The organism is Pollutimonas thiosulfatoxidans (genome assembly GCF_004022565.1).
Taxonomy (GTDB): domain Bacteria; phylum Pseudomonadota; class Gammaproteobacteria; order Burkholderiales; family Burkholderiaceae_B; genus Pusillimonas_D; species Pusillimonas_D thiosulfatoxidans.
This window is the reverse complement of the sequence record NZ_CP022987.1, coordinates 1,631,634-1,649,596: the sequence shown is the minus strand read 5'-3', so window position 1 is coordinate 1,649,596 and position 17,963 is coordinate 1,631,634. Positions and strand designations below refer to the sequence as shown.

Genomic DNA, 17,963 nt, shown 5'->3' with positions numbered 1-17,963 from the left:
ACATCATGGCTTACTTCAAGAAGAGCAAGGAAAAACGCAAGTTCACGCAACAGAATCCGCTGTTCAAACGTCGCAAATTCTGCCGTTTCACAGCCGCGAACGTTGACGAGATCGATTACAAAGACCTGGACACCCTGCGTGACTTCATCCAGGAAAACGGCAAGATCATTCCTGCCCGTCTAACCGGTACCAAGGCCCACTATCAGCGTCAGCTCGACACCGCTATCAAGCGTTCGCGCTTCCTGGCCCTGCTGCCTTACACCGATAACCACAACTGATCCGGGGCCCATCGTCATGCAAATCATACTGCTCGAAAAAGTTGCTAATCTGGGTAACCTGGGTGAGGTCGTTCGCGTGCGTAACGGCTATGCCCGCAACTACCTGATACCCAAGAAAATCGCCCGTCGCGCTACCGAGGCCGCCTTGAAGGAATTCGAGGCCCGCCGCGCCGAGATCGAAAAAGTGCAGGCCGAGAAGCTGGCCGTTGCGCAAGCCACGGGCGAGAAGCTGTCCGGTAAAACGGTCGCCATCTCGCAGAAAGCGGGCGTGGACGGTCGTCTGTTCGGTTCGGTTACCAGCATGGACGTCGCTGCTGCGCTCGTGCGCGATGGTTTCCAGGTCGAGAAAACGCAAGTCCGTCTGCCGGAAGGTGCCTTGAAAGCCGTGGGCGAGTTCCCGGTACAGGTCGTCCTGCATGCTGACGTCGTGGCGGAGATCACCGTTGCGGTACAAGGCGAAATGGCCTGATCGGCCTACCGGTGCATGGTACATTCCTTACCTGGAAAGTACCGTGTGCCGACGCATGAAAGCCGGCCTTGGCCGGCTTTTTTTATTGCAGTGCCCTTAAGCTCGGAGCCCGGATTTGGACAGCAAAAGAACAAGCAACGACCCGCAACTGGATTATCTGCGCGTGCCGCCTCATTCGGTCGAAGCCGAGCAATCCGTGCTGGGCGGCCTGTTGCTGGACAATGCCGCTTTCGACCGCGTTACCGATGTCTTGAACGAAGACGATTTCTATCGCTACGATCACAAGATCATTTGGCAGCACATCACCCGCCTGATCGGCCTGGCCCGTCCCGCCGACGTGGTCACAGTCAACGAGTCGCTGGCCAGTGCCGGCAAGTCCGATGACGTAGGCGGGCTGGCCTACCTGAACGCGCTGGCTCACAACACGCCATCAGCCGCAAACATACGTCGCTATGCCGAAATCGTGCGCGAGCGCTCCATGCTGCGCAAGCTGGTTTCCGTGGCCGACGAGATCTCCGCGACGGCGTTCAACCCGCAAGGCAAGGAAGCCAGACAACTGCTCGATGAGGCAGAGTCGCGGGTATTCCAGATCGCCCAGGAAGGCGCGCGGGGCGCGACCGGTTTCCAGGAAATCCAGCCGCTGCTCACTCAGGTGGTCGAGCGCATTGACGAGCTCTATCACCGGGAGGGCGATTCAGACGTCACCGGCGTGCCTACCGGCTTTACCGACCTGGACCGCATGACTTCGGGCTTGCAGGCCGGCGACCTGGTTATCGTGGCTGGTCGGCCCTCCATGGGCAAGACTTCGCTCGCGATGAACATCGGCGAGCATGTTGCCATCGAGCAGGGCTTACCCGTGGCGGTTTTCTCCATGGAAATGGGCGCTGTGCAGCTGGCCATGCGGATGGTGGGCTCTGTGGGGATGCTGGATCAGCATCGCATGCGTACTGGCAAGCTTACCGCCGACGACTGGCCGCGGCTTACCCATGCCGTGCAGCAGGTTCAGGAAGCGCAAATTTATATCGATGAAACGCCGGCCCTCACTTCGATGGAGGTTCGGGCGCGCTCGCGCCGCCTGGCGCGTCAATGTGGCCAATTGGGCCTGATCATCATCGACTACATGCAGTTGATGTCGGCCAACTCTTCTGGCGAGAACCGTGCCACCGAGATCTCGGAGATCAGCCGGTCGCTGAAAGGCCTGGCCAAAGAGCTTAACTGCCCCTTGGTGGCGCTATCGCAGCTTAATCGTAGCCTGGAGCAGCGGCCCAATAAACGGCCGGTAATGAGCGACTTGCGCGAATCGGGCGCCATCGAGCAGGATGCTGACCTGATACTCTTTATCTACCGCGACGAGGTCTACAACCCCGACTCTCCCGACAAGGGCACGGCGGAAATTATCGTAGGCAAGCAGCGTAACGGCCCCATAGGCAGTGTGCGCCTGACCTTCCAGGGGTCCAGCACGCGCTTCCTGAACTTTACGTCGGGAATGGGCTAGCCGACCGTCATGTCTAGCGCCAGGTCATAGGCTGCCCGCAAGGAGGCGGCATTGGCGATGCCCTGTCCGGCAATATCGAAGGCCGTGCCATGGTCGACGCTGGTCCGCACGAAAGGCAGCCCTATCGTGACGTTCACGCCTTCGTCCACGCCCAGGTACTTCACGGGTATCAGGCCCTGGTCATGATATTGCGCCACGACGATGTCGAATTCGCCCTGGCGTGCGCGCATGAAGACGGTATCGCCGGGCCATGGGCCGCTGGCGTCGATGCCTTCCTGCCGGGCCTGACTGATTGCCGGAGCGATGATCTGTTGCTCTTCCTGGCCGAAGCGGCCGTCTTCGCCGGCGTGCGGATTCAGGCCCGCAACCGCTACCCGGGGTTTCTGAAGGCCCGCTTGCAAACAGGCACGATGCGCCAGCCGTATGGTGTCAAGTTCAAGTTCTTGAGTGATCAGGCTGCTTACCTGCGACAGCGGCACATGGATGGTTGCCAGGATGACCCGTAACTGCGGATTGGCCAACATCATCGCGTAGCGGGCTGTGTGGCTTCTTTCGGCCAAAATTTCGGTGTGCCCGGGGTAGTCTATGCCGCCGGCCTGCATGGCCTTCTTGTTCAGCGGAGCGGTAACTATGGCTCGCAGTTTGCCGGCCAGCGCATCGTCGATGGCGTGGCACAGATACTCGTATGCCCCGCGACCGGCCAGCGCGCTAAGTTCGCCAGGCACGAGGTCGTCCGGCAAGGCTTGCCAACGATTCAAGACAGGAATGATGCCCGGTTGCGTGGACAGCAGATCGGGGTCGCTGACCAGTTCGATATTCAGCTTGTCCTCCAGGCCCAGCTGCACGATGGTGGCTTCTAGTACACCGGCGTCGCCGTACACCAGCGCCGGATGCGGCAGACCCGCTGCAAACAGCTTCACGATGATCTCGGGGCCGATGCCGTTGGCATCGCCCAAAGTGAAGCCAATAGGAAGGTCGGTAACAGAGCTCATGCGCAAACGCCCGTGCTGTGCTAGAGCGCCTCGCTGGCGTAATCGGCCAGGCGTGAGCGCTCGCCGCGCTGCAGGGTGATGTGGCCCGCATGCGGCCAGCCCTTGAAGCGATCAACCACGTAAGTCAGCCCCGAGCTGCCTTCGGTGAGATACGGCGTGTCGATCTGCGCGATGTTGCCCAGGCAGACGATTTTCGTGCCGGGTCCGGCCCGGGTAACCAGCGTCTTCATCTGTTTGGGTGTGAGGTTCTGGGCTTCGTCGATGATCAGGAACTTGTTAAGAAAGGTGCGGCCGCGCATGAAGTTAAGTGACTTGACCTTAATGCGGGAACGGATCAGTTCCATGGTTGTATTCTTGGACCAGTCGACGTTGCCCCCGCTGGCGGTGATTTCGCCGTTGCCGGCGCCCAGGTGCAGAACCTCGAGGTTGTCCTCGAGCGCTCCCATCCAGGGCAGCATTTTTTCTTCTTCGGTACCGGGCAGGAAGCCGATGTCGTCGCCCACCGGCACTGTCGCGCGCGTGATGATGATCTCGTTGTAGCGCTTGGTTTCGAGGGTTTGGGTCAGTGCGCTGGCCAGCGCAAGCAGGGTCTTGCCCGTGCCCGCCTGGCCCAGTAGCGACACGAAGTCGCAATCGGGGTTCATGAGCAGATTCAGCGCAAAGTTTTGTTCGCGATTGCGCGCCGTGATGCCCCATACGTTGTTCTTGCCGTGACTGTAGTCGCGCAAAGTGGCCAGTACCGCGCTTTTGCCGCTAACCTCTTTGACCTGGGCCTGCAAGGGCAGGTCGCCATCGAAATAGACGAACTCGTTGACGATGAACTCGGCGCACAGCGGGCCCTTGATCCGGTAGAACGTCGTGCCGCCCTGTTGCCAGGACTCGACGTCTTTGCCGTGCTTGAGCCAGAAGTTCTCGGGCAAGGGCATGACGCCATCGTAGAGCAGGTCCGAGTCGTCCAGCACATGATCGTTCAGGTAGTCTTCGGCAGGCAAGCCCAGCGAGCGCGCCTTCAGGCGCATATTGATGTCTTTGGACACCAGGATGACTTCACGCTTGGAATAGGCGGCTTGCAGTGCATGGACGACGTTCAGGATGGCGTTGTCGGCCTTGCCCATGGGCAGTTCGATAGGCAGCTTCGCATACAGGGCGGTCGTTTGGAAGTGCAGGCGCCCCAGCGCCTCCTGGTTGCCCAGGGTGTCGAGCTCGACGCCTTTTTCCAGTTCGCCGTTGCCGCTGACCAGCCCATCCAGAAAGCGGCTGACCTGGCGCGCGTTGCGGGCCACTTCCGACATGCCTTTCTTCTGGTGATCGAGTTCCTCCAGGACCATCATGGGCAGGAAAATGTCGTGCTCCTGGAACTTGAACAGAGAGTTCGAGTCGTGCAGCAATACATTGGTGTCCAGTACAAACAGCTTGCGCTTTGCGGTGGCGAGGCGCGCCTTCTTGGCCGGGCGGCTCGTCACGACGGTCAGTGCGGGCTCGGGCGGAGGCGGCGTGGCGGGCAGCAACGGCTTGGCCGTTTTGCGAGCTGCCGGCGCCGCGGCTGGTGCCTTGCTGCGCGGCGCTTTCGCGGCGGGTGTGGGGGCAGGTGTGGCGGCGTCCTCCGCGACAACGGGTTCCGATCCGGTATCGGCTGAGATCACTGCTCCCATGCGGGTCGGCAACTTCGGTAGCGGCATAAGGTGTTAGCTCCTGGGGGATCGGGTGGCAGTTATTTGCCGTGATGATACCTAGATATTGCGCACGGCCTGCAATACCTCGTCGACATGGCCGGCCACGCGCACGCCACGCCACTCGCGCAGCAGGACCCCGTCGGGACCGATAAGGAAAGTGCTGCGCTCTATGCCGCGTACTTGCTTGCCGTACATGTTTTTCATTTTGATGACGCCGAACAGTGAACACAGCGCTTCGCTATCGTCAGAGATCAGGGGAAACGGCAGTTGCTGCTTCTCGGTGAAGCCCTCGTGCGACTTGAGCGTGTCGCGCGACACGCCGATGATATGGCAGCCGGCATCGACGAAATCCTGGTAGGCATCCCGAAACTCTTGTGCCTGGGTCGTGCAGCCCGGCGTGTTGTCCTTGGGGTAAAAGTAAAGCACGGCAGCATGGTTGCGCAGGCCGGCCAGGGTTACCTGCCCCTGAGTGCTTTGCGCGCTGAATTCGGGCACGGCCCTGCCCACGGCGATCTGGGTCATGCGGTCTCCTGTAAGGGCAGCAAAGCGACGACAACACGGCGTCCTTCTGCCATAAGAATATTGTAGGTACGGGCGGCGGCTTGTGTGCTCATGGCCTCAACGCCTATGCCCATCTGGAGTAGGGGACCGGTGATGGCGGCGGGTAGCAGGTGTTGCGCCGTACCCGTGCCGATCAACAACACTTCTGGTGCGTCTGGCGGCTTGCGCGGGCCACTGCCGCCGCCATCCAGAAAGGCCATGGGATCGGCCGGGACTTCGACGATTCCCGCCACCAGCTTCAGGGTGGCGGCGGTGATGTCACTGAAGCGATGGACTTCCCAGGTATGTATCGGGCCCTCGGGCGCGAAGTACACCGCATGCCCATACGTGACTTCGTTGATCTCGATGTAATCCTTCCCGTAAGCGGTGACGGTATTGAGCGCAGGATTGGATTCGCTTTGTAATTGCACAGAAAACTCCCGAAAGTCTTTTCGATCATAGCGCAAAGCCGCTATGCGCCATGCTGTCCCCGCGATTTTTTCGTATGGATTAAACTTACCGGTTATTTGGCGCAAGCGCCGGCTTGCGATTGAACAGACCCCTTCAAGCTTTTGTCATTCAAGGACAATCATGACGAATTTTCCGCGCATAGAGCGGTTACCGCCCTACGTTTTTAACATTACCGGCGAACTGAAAATGGCGGCGCGGCGGCGCGGGGAAGATATTATCGACATGTCCATGGGTAATCCCGACGGACCCACCCCCAAGCATATCGTTGATAAGCTGGTCGAAGTGGCAACTCGCATCGACACCCACGGTTATTCCGTATCGAAAGGGATCCCCCGATTGCGCAAAGCCATTTCGGGCTGGTACGAGCGCCGCTATGGTGTTCAGATCGATCCCGATACCGAAGCAATTGTGACGATAGGCTCCAAAGAAGGCCTGGCCCACCTGATGCTGGCCACGCTGGACAAGGGCGATACCGTGCTGGTGCCCAATCCCAGCTATCCCATCCATATTTATGGTGCCGTCATTGCCGGCGCCAATATCCGTTCGGTGCCCATGACGCCCGGCCTGGATTTCTTTGAAGAAATAGAAAGGGCGGTACGCGAAAGCATACCCAAGCCCAAAATGATGATATTGGGGTTTCCGAGCAACCCTACGGCGCAATGCGTGGACCTGTCTTTTTTCGAGCGTGTCGTCGCGCTGGCCCGCGAGCACAATATCCTGGTTGTGCACGACCTGGCCTATGCCGACATCACCTTCGACGGTTATGTGGCACCGTCCATCATGCAAGTCGAAGGCGCGCGCGACGTAGCGGTAGAGTTCTTCACCATGAGCAAGAGCTACAACATGGCGGGCTGGCGCGTCGGCTTCATGGTCGGCAACCAGGAATTGGTCAATGCGCTGGCGCGCATCAAGAGCTACCACGACTACGGCACGTTTACCCCTATTCAGGTTGCGTCGATTGCGGCGCTCGAGGGCCCGCAGGACGGCGTGGCCCAGGTTGTCGAACAGTATCGTAACCGGCGCGACGTCCTGGCCAAGGGCCTGCACGAGGCAGGGTGGATGGTCGATATCCCCAAAGCTTCCATGTACATCTGGGCAAAAATCCCGGAAGCCTATCAAGAGCTGGGTTCGCTGGAGTTCTCCAAGCGCCTGCTGGCCGATGCGAAGGTGGCCGTGTCGCCGGGCATCGGGTTTGGCGAATATGGCGACGGGTACGTGCGCTTCGCACTGATAGAAAACGAGCAGCGCACGCGTCAGGCCGTGCGTGGCATTAAAGAAATGTTCCGTAAGGACGGTTTGGCTAAATGAGTTCGATAAAAGTAGGTTTGTTGGGTTTGGGCGTCGTCGGTGGCGGCACCTGGAAAGTTCTTACGCAAAATGCAGAAGAGATTGCGCGGCGCGCAGGCCGGTCGATCGAAGTGACGGCCGTGGCCGTGCGCGATGTCGCCAAGGCCAAGCGCCTGGTGGGCGACAGCGTGCGAGTTACCGACGATGCGATGCAGGTGCTGCGCGATCCCGATATCGACATCATTGTCGAGCTTATCGGTGGCGATACCCTGGCGCGCACATGGATCATGGAAGCCATCGCCCAGGGCAAGCACGTGGTAACGGCCAACAAGGCGCTGCTTGCCAAGCATGGCAACGAAATCTTTGCGGCCGCACATGCCAAAGGCGTAATGGTGACCTTCGAGGCAGCCGTGGCGGGCGGCATCCCCATTGTCAAGGCTATCCGCGAGGGCCTGACTGCCAACCGCATACAGTGGCTGGCAGGCATCATTAATGGCACGACCAATTTCATTCTTTCCGAAATGCGCATGCGCGGCCTGTCGTTCGAGCAGGCGCTGGCTGATGCCCAACGCCTGGGCTATGCCGAAACCGATCCTACTTTTGACATCGAAGGGGTGGATGCGGCGCACAAGCTGACTTTGCTGGCCTCGCTGGCGTTCGGCATACCGGTGCAATTCGACAAGGCGCATATCGAGGGCATCTCGACGCTGGCACAAGACGACATCACGCACGCCGAGCGCTTGGGCTATCGCATCAAGCTGCTGGGCATCACGCGGCGCCGCGAAGACGGCATCGAACTGCGTGTGCATCCTACCCTGGTCCCGGTCGATTGCCTGCTGGCGAACGTCGAGGGCGCCATGAATGCCGTATTGGTCAGCGGCGACATGGTAGGCCCCACCTTGTATTACGGTCAGGGCGCCGGCGAGCTGCCAACGGCGTCTGCCGTCGTGGCGGACCTGGTTGACGTCGCGCGGCTGGAAGCCGCCGACCCGGAGCACCGTGTTCCGCATCTGGCCTTTCAGCCCGATGCCATGCAAGACACCGTGGTGCTGCCGGTACAAGAGGTGCGCTCTTCTTACTACCTGCGTGTACGGGTGCAGGACCGGCCGGGTGTGCTGGCCGATATTGCGCGCATCTTGTCCGATTCGGGCATTTCCATAGGTTCGATGTTCCAGCAGCCGCATGGCGATACCGAGGCCGATATTATTTTTCTTTCGCACGAAGCGCGGGAAGGCGCCGTGGATGACGCCATGGCCCGCATTCGTGCCTTGCCTTTCGTGCAATGCGACCTGACTCGTCTGCGCGTTGAGAGCCTGACATGAAATACCAGTCTACCCGTGGCGGCATGACGCCCCAGCCGTTCAGCGATATTTTGCTGGAGGGCCTGGCGCCCGATGGCGGCCTGGCCGTCCCCGTTACGCTACCGAGCATCGATGCACAGACGCTCGAGTCTTGGCGCGGCTTGAGCTATGCCGACCTGGCGACCGAGATCCTGGGAAGGTTCATCGACGACATACCAAGGGCGGACCTTGCGCGCCTCACGCATGCGGCCTATCGGCCCGAGGTGTTTGGCAGCGAGGGCATTGTGCCGCTCAAGCCCCTGTCCGCTTCAGTGTCCTTGCTGGGCTTGTCGGAAGGCCCGACGCTGGCTTTCAAGGACATGGCGATGCAGTTTCTTGGCCATGTCTTCGAGTATGTGCTGGACAAGAGAAACGCCACGCTGAACATCGTGGGCGCCACGTCCGGCGACACCGGTTCGGCGGCAGAGTACGCGCTGCGCGGCAAACGTGGTGTGTCGGTCTTCATGCTGTCACCGCAGGGCCGCATGAGCGAGTTCCAGCGTGCGCAGATGTATTCGCTGCAAGATGAAAACATCCACAACATCGCCGTCGACGGTGTATTCGACGAATGCCAGGACATCGTGAAAGCACTGGCGAGCGATCTGGATTTCAAGGCGCGCCATCACATAGGCGCGGTCAACTCGATCAATTGGGCCCGTATTGCGGCCCAGGTCGTGTACTACTTCTGGGGCTGGCTGCGCGCCACCACAGGCAGCGGCCAGCGTGTGTCCTTCAGTGTGCCGTCGGGCAATTTCGGCAACATCCTGGCCGGACACATCGCCCGGCAAATGGGCCTGCCCATACGCAGGCTGGTGCTGGCCACCAACGAGAACAACGTGCTTGAAGAGTTCTTCCGCACGGGGGTGTATCGGCCACGCGCGGCCGAGCATACCCATGCCACCTCCAGCCCATCCATGGATATATCCCGGGCGTCCAACTTCGAACGCTTCGTATTCGACTTGCTCGATCGCGATACCGACGCGCTGCGCGCATGCTGGGATCAGCTCGCCAATACGGGTGCCTTCGATCTTAGCCACATGCTGCCGCAGTTCGAGTCGCGGTATGGTTTTGTGGCCGGCGTCAGCACCCATGCTGATCGCTTAAATACCATTAGAACCACCTACGAGCAGACCGGCGTTCTCATCGACCCCCATACGGCAGACGGTGTGAAAGTCGCGGCACCGTTTGTGGAAGAGGGCATTCCCATGCTCGTACTGGAAACAGCGCTGCCTGCAAAGTTCAGCGAGACGATCGAGCAGGCCATAGGCAAGCCGGCCCCCGTGCCGGCGCACTTGCGGGGTTTGTCTGATCTGCCACAACGGGTCCAGCAAATGGATTGCAGCGTAGATCAGGTGCGCGCCTACATCGCGCAGCACGCCGCAAGCTGACAGCGGCAGTCACTGCAACTTTCAGTTGCAGTGACTGGATTTTCGTTTTGCTACACTGGTTTGACACTTCTCAGGAGCCTGATATGCCGAACGAAAATCATGCAGAAACAGAAGTCGTCCAGATCCATCCCGATGGGCGGCGCGCAGTGGTGCAACTGCGTACTGATGGCAAGAATTTTTACCAGGCCCTGGGGCCGGATGGCTTCGGCGTAGGGGTATACAACCTGCCCGACGAGGCTCGCTCTGCTGCCCAGTGGGCCTGGGATTTCCTCGAAGAAGATCCCAATCTGCGTCGGCTGACCCTGATGCAGCTCATCATCGAAAAGCTGATCGAACAATACCCCCTGGAGGCGTCCGACGTGACGCTGTCGCCCAAGGCCTGAATGTTCTCGCTGCCCCACTTGCTTGCGGTTGCTGGCGGTGCTTCGATAGGCGCGCTGTGCCGGTGGGGCCTGGACTTTTGGCTTGATCGCGGTTCATCAAGCTTGCCCTGGGGCACACTCGGTGCGAACCTTGTCGGCGGCTATCTCGTAGGATTGGTGCTGGGCTGGCTTAGCCTGAACCCCGACCTGCCGGTGTGGTTGCGGCTGATGCTGGTCACCGGATTCCTGGGCGGGCTGACGACTTTTTCCACTTTCTCGGCGGAGGCCTTCGGCATGTTGGAGCGTGGTGCCTACGCGACGGCCTTGGGTTATGTGGGGCTTAGTCTATTGGGCAGTCTTGGACTGACGGCGCTGGGTTTTGCCACTGTGCGCATGATCCGCTCGGGCATGTAGTTCGCCGGCGCGGGCGCGCCAGCCACTGCATCAGTCCAGTGCCGCGTGCAGTTCAGTCGCGGCCTGCAGGCCGCTGCGTACCGCGCCTTCCAGAACGGCCGGATACTCCGTGTTGGTCCAGTCGCCGGCAACCCATACTCGCGGCCATGGCGTGCGGTTCTGGGGTCTTGCAAGACCTGGCACCGCCGCGAACGTTGCGCGCTTTTCAACGATGATGTTGTGCGCCACCACCTCCGGCAAGGGGGCGTAGCGGCGAGTCTGTTCACGTAGTTGGGTGACCAGCCCCGCGATGACGTCGGCAGCTTCGTGTTCCTGCATCGCTCTGGCATCGCTGACGACGATGTGCACCAGCGTGTCGCCGTGCGGCGCCTCATGCCTCAGTGGGCGGCCCAGGGCGCTGGAATCGAACAGCCATTGACCGAACTGTCGACGCGCCGGATCGTCGCGCAGCAATAGCATGGGGGTAGGCAATGCCCAAGGTTGGGCGAGCCGCAAGCTGATGGTGGCGATGGGCAGAAACGAAAAAGCCGCCAACGACTCCAGATAGGCAGTGCTTAGTGGCGAGGCCGGCAATTGCGCAAGCAGTCTATGGCTGGACGGCGCATTACCAGCCACGATCACGGCATCAAAGTGCCTGTCTTGCACTTGCACGTAGCGCGCTGCGGTACGCAGCTGGCGCACTGTATGGCCCTTCAGGACGCTGGAGCGGCCCAAAGGGTCGCCGTGCAGGGCATGCTCCAGGGCATCGGGCCATAGTCGCGTCAGGTCGACTCTGGGGATAAGCAGGTCGCTGGCCTGCTTGTTGCCGCCCAGGCTGTCGCGCAGCACATGGGCAAATAATTGCGCGCTGGCGGCTTCCAGCGGGGTATTCAGCGCTGCTATGCACAAAGGGTGCCAGAACGTTCGGATCGCATGGGGCGATTGCCGGCCCTGTTCAAGCCACTGGCTGACGGTTTGCTCAGGTGGAGTTTCCCACTGGGCTTTTTGCAACTTGTTGGTGATGGCGATCAAGGCCAGTTTCTCGCTCAGCCGCAGGCCGCGTGCCGTGGCTATTCCTGCAAGCAGGTGCCAGGGCGCAGGCAGGTTGGCGGCCTTGATGCTGAATTGACCGTCGGCGGACTCCAGCCGCAGAGGCATGCGATAGAACAGGGCTTGAGGGTCCAGGCGCAGCATGCGCATGACCTGCAGCGTTTGCGTGTAGGCGCCCAGCAGCAGGTGTTGACCGTTGTCGGTCCAGCAATCAAGCGCCCGTGCATGCACGCGGCGCGCTCTGCCGCCCAATGTGCGGGCGGCCTCGTGTACGACCACTGAATGTCCCAGCTCACGCAGCCGCAAGGCTGCGGCAAGGCCAGCCCAGCCGGCGCCTACGACGGCGACGTTCATTGGCTTAATCGCTTGATCAGCCCCCGGCCACCACCTACCCAGATCTTCCAGGCCAGCCAGAACTTGCGGATGGGCGTGAGCGAGATGCGCTGATCGAGCACTTGCCAGTTGTCTCTTTCGATCTCTTGCAGGAGGGCATGGTAGATGGCTGCCATCATCAATCCGGGCCGTTGTGCGCGCCGGTCGGCTTCGGGCAGTGCCTGGACGGCTTCACGGTAGCATTGGCGTGCGCGTTCGGTCTGAAATCGCATCAGTGCTTCGAAGCGGTCGGAATGCTGCCGATCGATGATTTCCGCAGCGGTCACATTGAAGTTCTGCATATCCTCGACAGGCAGATAAATGCGTCCGCGCCGGGCGTCGTCGCCGACGTCCCGGATGATGTTGGTCAGTTGAAAGGCCAGGCCCAGCTTCTCAGCGTAGACCAGGGTTTCGGGTTGCGTGTAGCCGAAGATGCTGGCCGAGAGTTCACCCACCACGCCGGCCGCGTGCCAGCAATACTTGCGCAGGGCGGGCCAGTCGTTGTAGCGGCTTTGATCCAGGTCCATTTCCATGCCTTCAACGACAGCATGCAGGCGTTCGGCGCTCAGACCGAAGACGTGGATGTGCGGTGCCAGTGCCTGCATGACGGGATGCTCGGCGTGGCCGGCGTAGAGTTGATCGATCTGGGTGCGCCACCACGCAAGCTTCATGCGTGCCACGGACGGCTCGGTGGACTCGTCGACGATGTCGTCCACTTCGCGACAGAAGGCGTACAGGGCCGTAATCGCCCGACGCCGTTCAGGCGGAAGGAACAAAAAGGCATAGTAGAAGCTGGAACCGCTTTGGGCGGCCTTGTTCTGGCAGTATTCGTCGGGAGTCATGTATCCGGCTGGGCTCTTTAAGGTCTTGCGAGGTGTCGGACGGCGGGACGGGCAGCCAGTGCTCGCCACACAAGCAGGATCCAGTCGCTTTTTTTCAGCGTTGGTCGTTGAAAGAATATGTCGTAGTGTAATTCGTCCAGGCGCTGCAATATGCGCAAGCCGCCGTGGATCACCAATTTCAGCTCCAGCCCGATCCTGCCGGGCAGGCGGCTGGCCAGGGGCAGGCCTTGCAACAGCATGAGGCGGGCCTGTGCAACCTGTTCTCGCATCAGGGACTGCCAGGCGCGGTCGTCGCCTTCTGGCTTGTACGCGTTCGCGGAACTGCGGGTGGCAATATAGTGCTCGTCGACGCCATGTTGCCGAAGTTTGTCCTGCGGCAGATATACGCGGTCTTTGCGCCAATCGATGGCGACATCCTGCCAGAAGTTGGTCAGTTGCAGCCCCGAGCATACGGCGTCCGACTGGGCAAGGCTGGCCGGATCGACGCGATCATAAAGATGCAGCATCAGGCGGCCGACCGGGTTGGCGGATCTGCTGCAGTAGTCCAGGAGCTCGTCATCGCAAGTGTAGCGGCTCTTCTGGACGTCCTGCTCGAACGCCGAAAGCAAATCATAGAAGGGCGCCACAGGCAGCTTGTGGCGCTGTATGGTCCCCATCAGAGGCCGGAATACGGCGTGGCGCGGATCGGCGTCCGCAAGCGTCAGTCTGCCGTTTTCTATCTGTGCCAGTGCCGATCGATAGCCGGCAAGCTGCTCAAGACGTTCGTGGGGCAGGGCTGTGCCTTCGTCCGCAATATCGTCCGCGCTGCGTGCAAACCGGTAGATGTCGCGTACGGCGCCACGCAGGCGGCGCGGCAGCAGCACCGAGGCTACCGGGAAGTTCTCATAATGATCGACGGCCATAGGCGGGCAGTATAAGGCAAGGCACTTACCGGATTATCGGGAAGTGGTTTAGACTTCGCTATCCAGGGAGGGAGTCATGCCGCGTCCGATTTCGGCGACGATATCCATATCGTCCTTGAGTCACAATTTACATACCGTCATTCAGCAGTTGCAACCGGATAGCGGCCACGCAAGCCAACCGCGCCCCAAGGTGTGGGCGGTCATCAAGGCAAATGCATACGGGCACGACATCGCCAGCGCCGTCTCGGCCTTCCACGAGGCCGAGGGGCTTGCCATGCTGGATCTGGACGAGGCCTTGCGTTGCCGGGAACTGGGCTGGCGCAAGCCCATCCTGTTGCTTGAGGGCTGCTTCGAGCCGGGCGACATCCAGCTTGCCCAAGCCCACGACCTGACCCTGGCGATCCATTGCAAAGAGCAACTGGACATGCTGGCTGCCAGCACGGCCACCTCGCCTGGCTTGGACGCTTACGTCAAGCTCAATACCGGCATGAACCGTCTGGGCTTCAGCCTTCAGGATTTTCCCCAGGCTTACCGCGAGGCAATGATGCTGCGCGAGCAAGGCGTGCTGCGCCATGTCGGCAAAATGACGCACTTCGCGCGGGCTGACGACGACCCCGAAGAAACACGCCAGCAATTGGAAACCTTCAATACCGTGACGGCCGGGCTGCCAGGCTCCATCAGCGTCTGCAATTCCGCCGCCACGCTAACGTCCGGCCTGTGGGTCAAGGCTGCCGGAGACGAACAATGGGTTCGTCCCGGCATTTGCCTGTACGGGTCCTCTCCCTTTGCCGATGTTACCGCCGGGCAGTTGGGCCTGCGACCGGCGATGACGCTGGCCGCGCAGTTGATCAGCGTACGCAGCGTGGATACCGGCGGGGCAATCGGTTACGGCCACACTTTCCGCTGCGTCGAACCTGTCCGGGTGGGTGTAGTGGCTTGCGGCTATGCCGATGGCTATCCGCGCCATGCCGGTACCGGCACCCCTATTACCGTTGCCGGCGTGCGTACCCGTTTGTTGGGCCGCATATCCATGGACATGCTGGTTGCCGACTTGACTCCCGTGCCGCATGCCGCCGTGGGCAGTCCAGTGGTGTTGTGGGGGGAAGGCGGGCCGTCCGTGGACGAGGTCGCCGCAGCGGCCGGCACCATAGGTTACGAATTGCTTTGCGCTGTGGCGCCTCGCGTGCCAAAACATATCGTATGAAAGGAAATGCCATGAAGCATAAATGTGTACTGGTCACCGGAGCCACCAAGGGCATAGGCTGGGCGATCAGCCGTCGGCTGGCCGACCTGGGTTGCCATGTCGTGGGCCTTGCGCGCCAGACACAGGATATCGACTTTCCTGGTTATCTTTACGCCTGCGATCTGAATAACGCCGGCGAGACTGAGGACATGCTGCGCGTCATCCGCGAGAAGTATCCGGTAGATGCGGTTGTCAACAATGTGGGGGTCATCATGCCGGAGCCGCTGGGCGAGGTGGACCTGGCCTCGCTCTATCAGGTGTTCGACCTGAATGTTCGGGTGGCCGTTCAGGTGGCGCAGACCTTCGTGCCTTCCATGAAAGCGCGTCACGAAGGCCGTATTGTGAATATTTGCAGCCGCGTCACACACGGCAGCGTCAACCGCACCAGCTATTCGGCTGCGAAAAGCGCACTCATTGGGTGCACCAAGACCTGGGCGCTCGAACTCGCACCCTATGGCATTACCGTCAATGCGGTTTCTCCGGGCCCCGTCGAGACCGAATTATTTCGTGCCGGGCATCCGGAAGGCAGCGAGGTCGAAAAGAAGGCGTTGTCATCCATACCCATGGGCCGTTTCGGTTCGCCGGCCGACGTGGCTGCGGCCGTCACCTTTCTGCTAAGCGACGAGGCCGGATACATCACCGGCCAGGTGCTTGGTGTTGATGGCGGAGGCAGCATCGCCGGCAGGTAAAGCGCTTGCGGCGGTTAAACTTGCCCGATGGCCAAAGCAAAAACCGTGTTTGTTTGTAGTGAGTGTGGTGCAAGCAGTCCCAAATGGGAAGGCAAATGCCCGCATTGCGGCGAGTGGAATACCTTGCACGAGGCGGTGGAAGCCGGCGTTGCAGCCAGTCGTTTTGCCCCCTTGGCCGGCGCCAGCCCTGTACGCAGCCTGGCCGATATCGAGGCCCGGGAGCACGCGCGCCAGCCAACCGGCATCGCAGAATTCGATCGGGTGCTCGGCGGTGGCCTGGTGGCCGGGTCGGTCGTCCTGATCGGCGGCGACCCGGGAATAGGCAAGTCCACGCTATTGCTGCAAGCCCTGGTCAGCCTGTCCAATGCTGTCAAGGTGCTGTACGTGACCGGCGAAGAATCCGCCGAACAGGTCGCGCTGCGCGCCCGCCGGCTTGAGCTGGCCAGCGGCGACGTAGACCTGTTGGCCGAGATCCGCCTGGAGGCCATCACGGATGCGCTGGCCCGGCACAAACCCGCCGTGGCAGTCATTGACTCGATACAAACCCTTTATTCCAGCCAGTTGACCTCGGCGCCGGGCTCGGTGTCGCAGGTGCGTGAGTGCGCTGCCCAACTGACGCGGATCGCCAAGCAGACTGGTACCGCCATTGTCCTGATCGGCCATGTCACGAAGGATGGCACGCTGGCCGGTCCCCGCGTACTGGAACACATCGTCGACACGGTCCTGTACTTCGAAGGCGATACGCATTCGTCGTTTCGTCTGGTGCGAGCCTTCAAGAATCGCTACGGTGCAGTCAACGAACTGGGCGTCTTCGCCATGACGGACCGGGGCTTGCGCGGCGTCGCCAACCCGTCCGCCTTGTTCTTGTCCCAGCACGAGCAGAACGTACCGGGGTCCTGCGTCATGGCCACTCAAGAGGGCACCCGTCCCTTGCTGGTTGAGATCCAGGCACTGGTCGACACTGCCCATGTTCCCAACCCGCGCCGCCTCTCGGTGGGGCTGGAGGCTACCCGGCTTGCCATGTTGCTGGCGGTGATGCATCGCCATGCAGGCGTCGTCACCTTCGACCAGGACGTCTTCGTGAACGCGGTTGGCGGCGTAAAAATTACCGAACCGGCTGCTGATCTGGCTGTGCTGCTGGCCATCATGTCCTCCCTGAACAACAAGCCCTTGCCCAAGGGCCTGGTGGTATTTGGCGAGGTCGGTCTTGCCGGCGAGATACGACCCGCACCGCGCGGCCAGGAGCGCTTGCGCGAGGCCGCCAAGCTGGGCTTCAGCCTCGCGCTGATCCCGCGTGCCAATGCGCCGCGACTACCCATAGAGGGCCTGGAGATCTGGGCCGTCGATCGCGTGGATGCTGCTCTCGCGCGTCTGCGCGAAGGCCACTGAGGGGACTGCGTTTGGCGTGGTATGTGATTGTGCTGGGTTGCCTGATGTCGGGGGCGTTGATCGGCTTTACGGGCGGAGTCCTCGGTATAGGCGGTGGGCTACTGGCCATTCCATTGCTGGGCCTGATCATGAATATGGATCAGCAAGCTGCGCAGGGTACGGCCTTGATCATGGTTCTGCCCGCCGTGCTCATGACGGTTCGTCAATACAATCAACAAGACAAGATCGACCTCAAGGCGGCAGCTGCCGGTGCTGCCGGATCCATCGTGTGTACATGGATAGGCGCCCAGATTGCACTCGGACTGGATCCGTCGCGCTTGCGCCTGATCTATACCGGCTTTGTTCTGTTCATTGCGATCTTCTACATCGTGCAGAGCCAATGGCGGCCAGCCGCCGGAGGTGGACCCAAGCCGCGTCGCAAGACCCAGGATTTCCATAAGGGATGGTTCGCGCTGATCGGCATGATCGCGGGCATGGCGGGTGGCATATTCGGTGTCGGAGGTTCGGTGCTGGTTGTGCCCATCCTGACGACAGTTTTTCGCTTGACCCAGACCGGCGCGCAGGGCCTGGCCTTGACGATGATTATTCCGGGAACCATTGTCGCGCTGATCACCTATGCCGCCCATGGTCAGGCCGATTGGTTGCTGGGCCTGCCGCTGGCAGTGGGCAGCATATTTCTTGTTCCTTATGGCGTCAGGCTGGCTTACGCATTGCCCGAGCCCCGGCTCAAGCTCGCTTTTGCATGCATGCTGCTTGTTATCATGGTGCTATTGCTGATTAAGGTCTGA

19 protein-coding genes are annotated in these 17,963 nt (G+C 60.9%); 12 read left to right on the top strand and 7 right to left on the bottom strand.

What is annotated here, in order from left to right:
* Positions 1-5 precede the first annotated feature (5 nt).
* From rpsR to CKA81_RS07875, 3 genes are all read left to right on the top strand, one after another.
* The gene (rpsR, locus tag CKA81_RS07885) at positions 6-278 is read left to right on the top strand and encodes a 30S ribosomal protein S18 (RefSeq protein WP_128354813.1); all 273 of its coding nucleotides are present in this window, start codon (positions 6-8) and stop codon (positions 276-278) included.
* 16 nt (positions 279-294) lie between these two features.
* Positions 295-747 (top strand): 50S ribosomal protein L9, encoded by a 453-nt coding sequence (gene rplI / locus CKA81_RS07880; protein ID WP_128354812.1) that lies wholly within the window; start codon positions 295-297, stop codon positions 745-747.
* Positions 748-862: 115 nt separating this feature from the next.
* Complete coding sequence (locus tag CKA81_RS07875; protein WP_128354811.1) at positions 863-2,242, top strand: replicative DNA helicase; 1,380 nt, start codon at positions 863-865, stop codon at positions 2,240-2,242.
* Here the strand turns inward: CKA81_RS07875 and pdxA are convergent.
* Genes pdxA through CKA81_RS07855 form a run of 4 tightly spaced genes read right to left on the bottom strand, consistent with a single transcriptional unit; the run spans position 2,239 to position 5,878 of the window.
* Entirely contained in the window at positions 2,239-3,234 is a 996-nt protein-coding gene (gene pdxA, locus CKA81_RS07870) for a 4-hydroxythreonine-4-phosphate dehydrogenase PdxA (protein WP_128354810.1), read from the bottom strand. The genes CKA81_RS07875 and pdxA overlap by 4 nt on opposite strands.
* A 20-nt stretch (positions 3,235-3,254) precedes the next feature.
* Positions 3,255-4,913 (bottom strand): PhoH family protein, encoded by a 1,659-nt coding sequence (locus CKA81_RS07865; RefSeq protein WP_128354809.1) that lies wholly within the window; start codon positions 4,911-4,913, stop codon positions 3,255-3,257.
* 51 nt (positions 4,914-4,964) lie between these two features.
* Positions 4,965-5,429 carry a peroxiredoxin gene (locus tag CKA81_RS07860; protein WP_128354808.1) on the bottom strand — a complete coding sequence of 155 codons (465 nt, stop codon included), beginning with the start codon at positions 5,427-5,429 and terminating at the stop codon, positions 4,965-4,967.
* Positions 5,426-5,878, bottom strand: a complete 453-nt coding sequence (locus CKA81_RS07855; protein WP_128354807.1) for an Mth938-like domain-containing protein — start codon at positions 5,876-5,878, stop codon at positions 5,426-5,428. Before CKA81_RS07855 ends, CKA81_RS07860 begins: the two co-directional genes overlap by 4 nt.
* A gap of 160 nt (positions 5,879-6,038) precedes the next feature.
* Between CKA81_RS07855 and alaC the strand changes: the two genes are divergently transcribed.
* The 5 genes from alaC to crcB all read left to right on the top strand — a co-directional run bounded on the left by alaC (position 6,039) and on the right by crcB (position 10,709).
* Positions 6,039-7,226, top strand: a complete 1,188-nt coding sequence (gene alaC / locus CKA81_RS07850) for an alanine transaminase (RefSeq protein ID WP_128354806.1) — start codon at positions 6,039-6,041, stop codon at positions 7,224-7,226.
* Positions 7,223-8,527, top strand: a complete 1,305-nt coding sequence (locus CKA81_RS07845; protein WP_128354805.1) for a homoserine dehydrogenase — start codon at positions 7,223-7,225, stop codon at positions 8,525-8,527. The genes alaC and CKA81_RS07845 overlap by 4 nt, the downstream gene beginning before the upstream one ends.
* Entirely contained in the window at positions 8,524-9,933 is a 1,410-nt protein-coding gene (thrC, locus tag CKA81_RS07840; protein ID WP_128354804.1) for a threonine synthase, read from the top strand. The genes CKA81_RS07845 and thrC overlap by 4 nt, the downstream gene beginning before the upstream one ends.
* Before the next feature lie 83 nt (positions 9,934-10,016).
* On the top strand, positions 10,017-10,316 hold the full coding sequence (locus CKA81_RS07835; RefSeq protein WP_128354803.1) for a hypothetical protein: 300 nt from the start codon (positions 10,017-10,019) through the stop codon (positions 10,314-10,316).
* On the top strand, positions 10,317-10,709 hold the full coding sequence (crcB, locus tag CKA81_RS07830; RefSeq protein ID WP_128354802.1) for a fluoride efflux transporter CrcB: 393 nt from the start codon (positions 10,317-10,319) through the stop codon (positions 10,707-10,709).
* Positions 10,710-10,739: 30 nt separating this feature from the next.
* Here the strand turns inward: crcB and hpnE are convergent, their stop codons facing one another.
* From hpnE to hpnC, 3 genes are read right to left on the bottom strand one after another with little or no spacing between them, the layout of a single operon-like run.
* Positions 10,740-12,092, bottom strand: a complete 1,353-nt coding sequence (gene hpnE / locus CKA81_RS07825) for a hydroxysqualene dehydroxylase HpnE (protein ID WP_128354801.1) — start codon at positions 12,090-12,092, stop codon at positions 10,740-10,742.
* Positions 12,089-12,952, bottom strand: coding sequence for a presqualene diphosphate synthase HpnD (gene hpnD / locus CKA81_RS07820; RefSeq protein WP_128354800.1), 864 nt, complete (start codon positions 12,950-12,952; stop codon positions 12,089-12,091). Before hpnD ends, hpnE begins: the two co-directional genes overlap by 4 nt.
* Positions 12,953-12,969: 17 nt before the next feature.
* Positions 12,970-13,854: a squalene synthase HpnC gene (gene hpnC, locus CKA81_RS07815; RefSeq protein ID WP_128354799.1), complete on the bottom strand. Its 885-nt coding sequence runs from the start codon at positions 13,852-13,854 to the stop codon at positions 12,970-12,972.
* A gap of 76 nt (positions 13,855-13,930) precedes the next feature.
* Here hpnC and alr point away from each other — a divergent pair, with 76 nt between their 5' ends.
* The 4 genes from alr to CKA81_RS07795 are packed head-to-tail and all read left to right on the top strand — an operon-like array spanning position 13,931 to position 17,963.
* Positions 13,931-15,058 carry an alanine racemase gene (gene alr, locus CKA81_RS07810; protein ID WP_128354798.1) on the top strand — a complete coding sequence of 376 codons (1,128 nt, stop codon included), beginning with the start codon at positions 13,931-13,933 and terminating at the stop codon, positions 15,056-15,058.
* 11 nt (positions 15,059-15,069) lie between these two features.
* Entirely contained in the window at positions 15,070-15,786 is a 717-nt protein-coding gene (locus tag CKA81_RS07805) for an SDR family oxidoreductase (RefSeq protein ID WP_128354797.1), read from the top strand.
* 27 nt (positions 15,787-15,813) lie between these two features.
* Complete coding sequence (radA, locus tag CKA81_RS07800) at positions 15,814-17,175, top strand: DNA repair protein RadA (protein ID WP_128354796.1); 1,362 nt, start codon at positions 15,814-15,816, stop codon at positions 17,173-17,175.
* A gap of 44 nt (positions 17,176-17,219) precedes the next feature.
* On the top strand, positions 17,220-17,963 hold the full coding sequence (locus CKA81_RS07795; protein ID WP_128356682.1) for a sulfite exporter TauE/SafE family protein: 744 nt from the start codon (positions 17,220-17,222) through the stop codon (positions 17,961-17,963).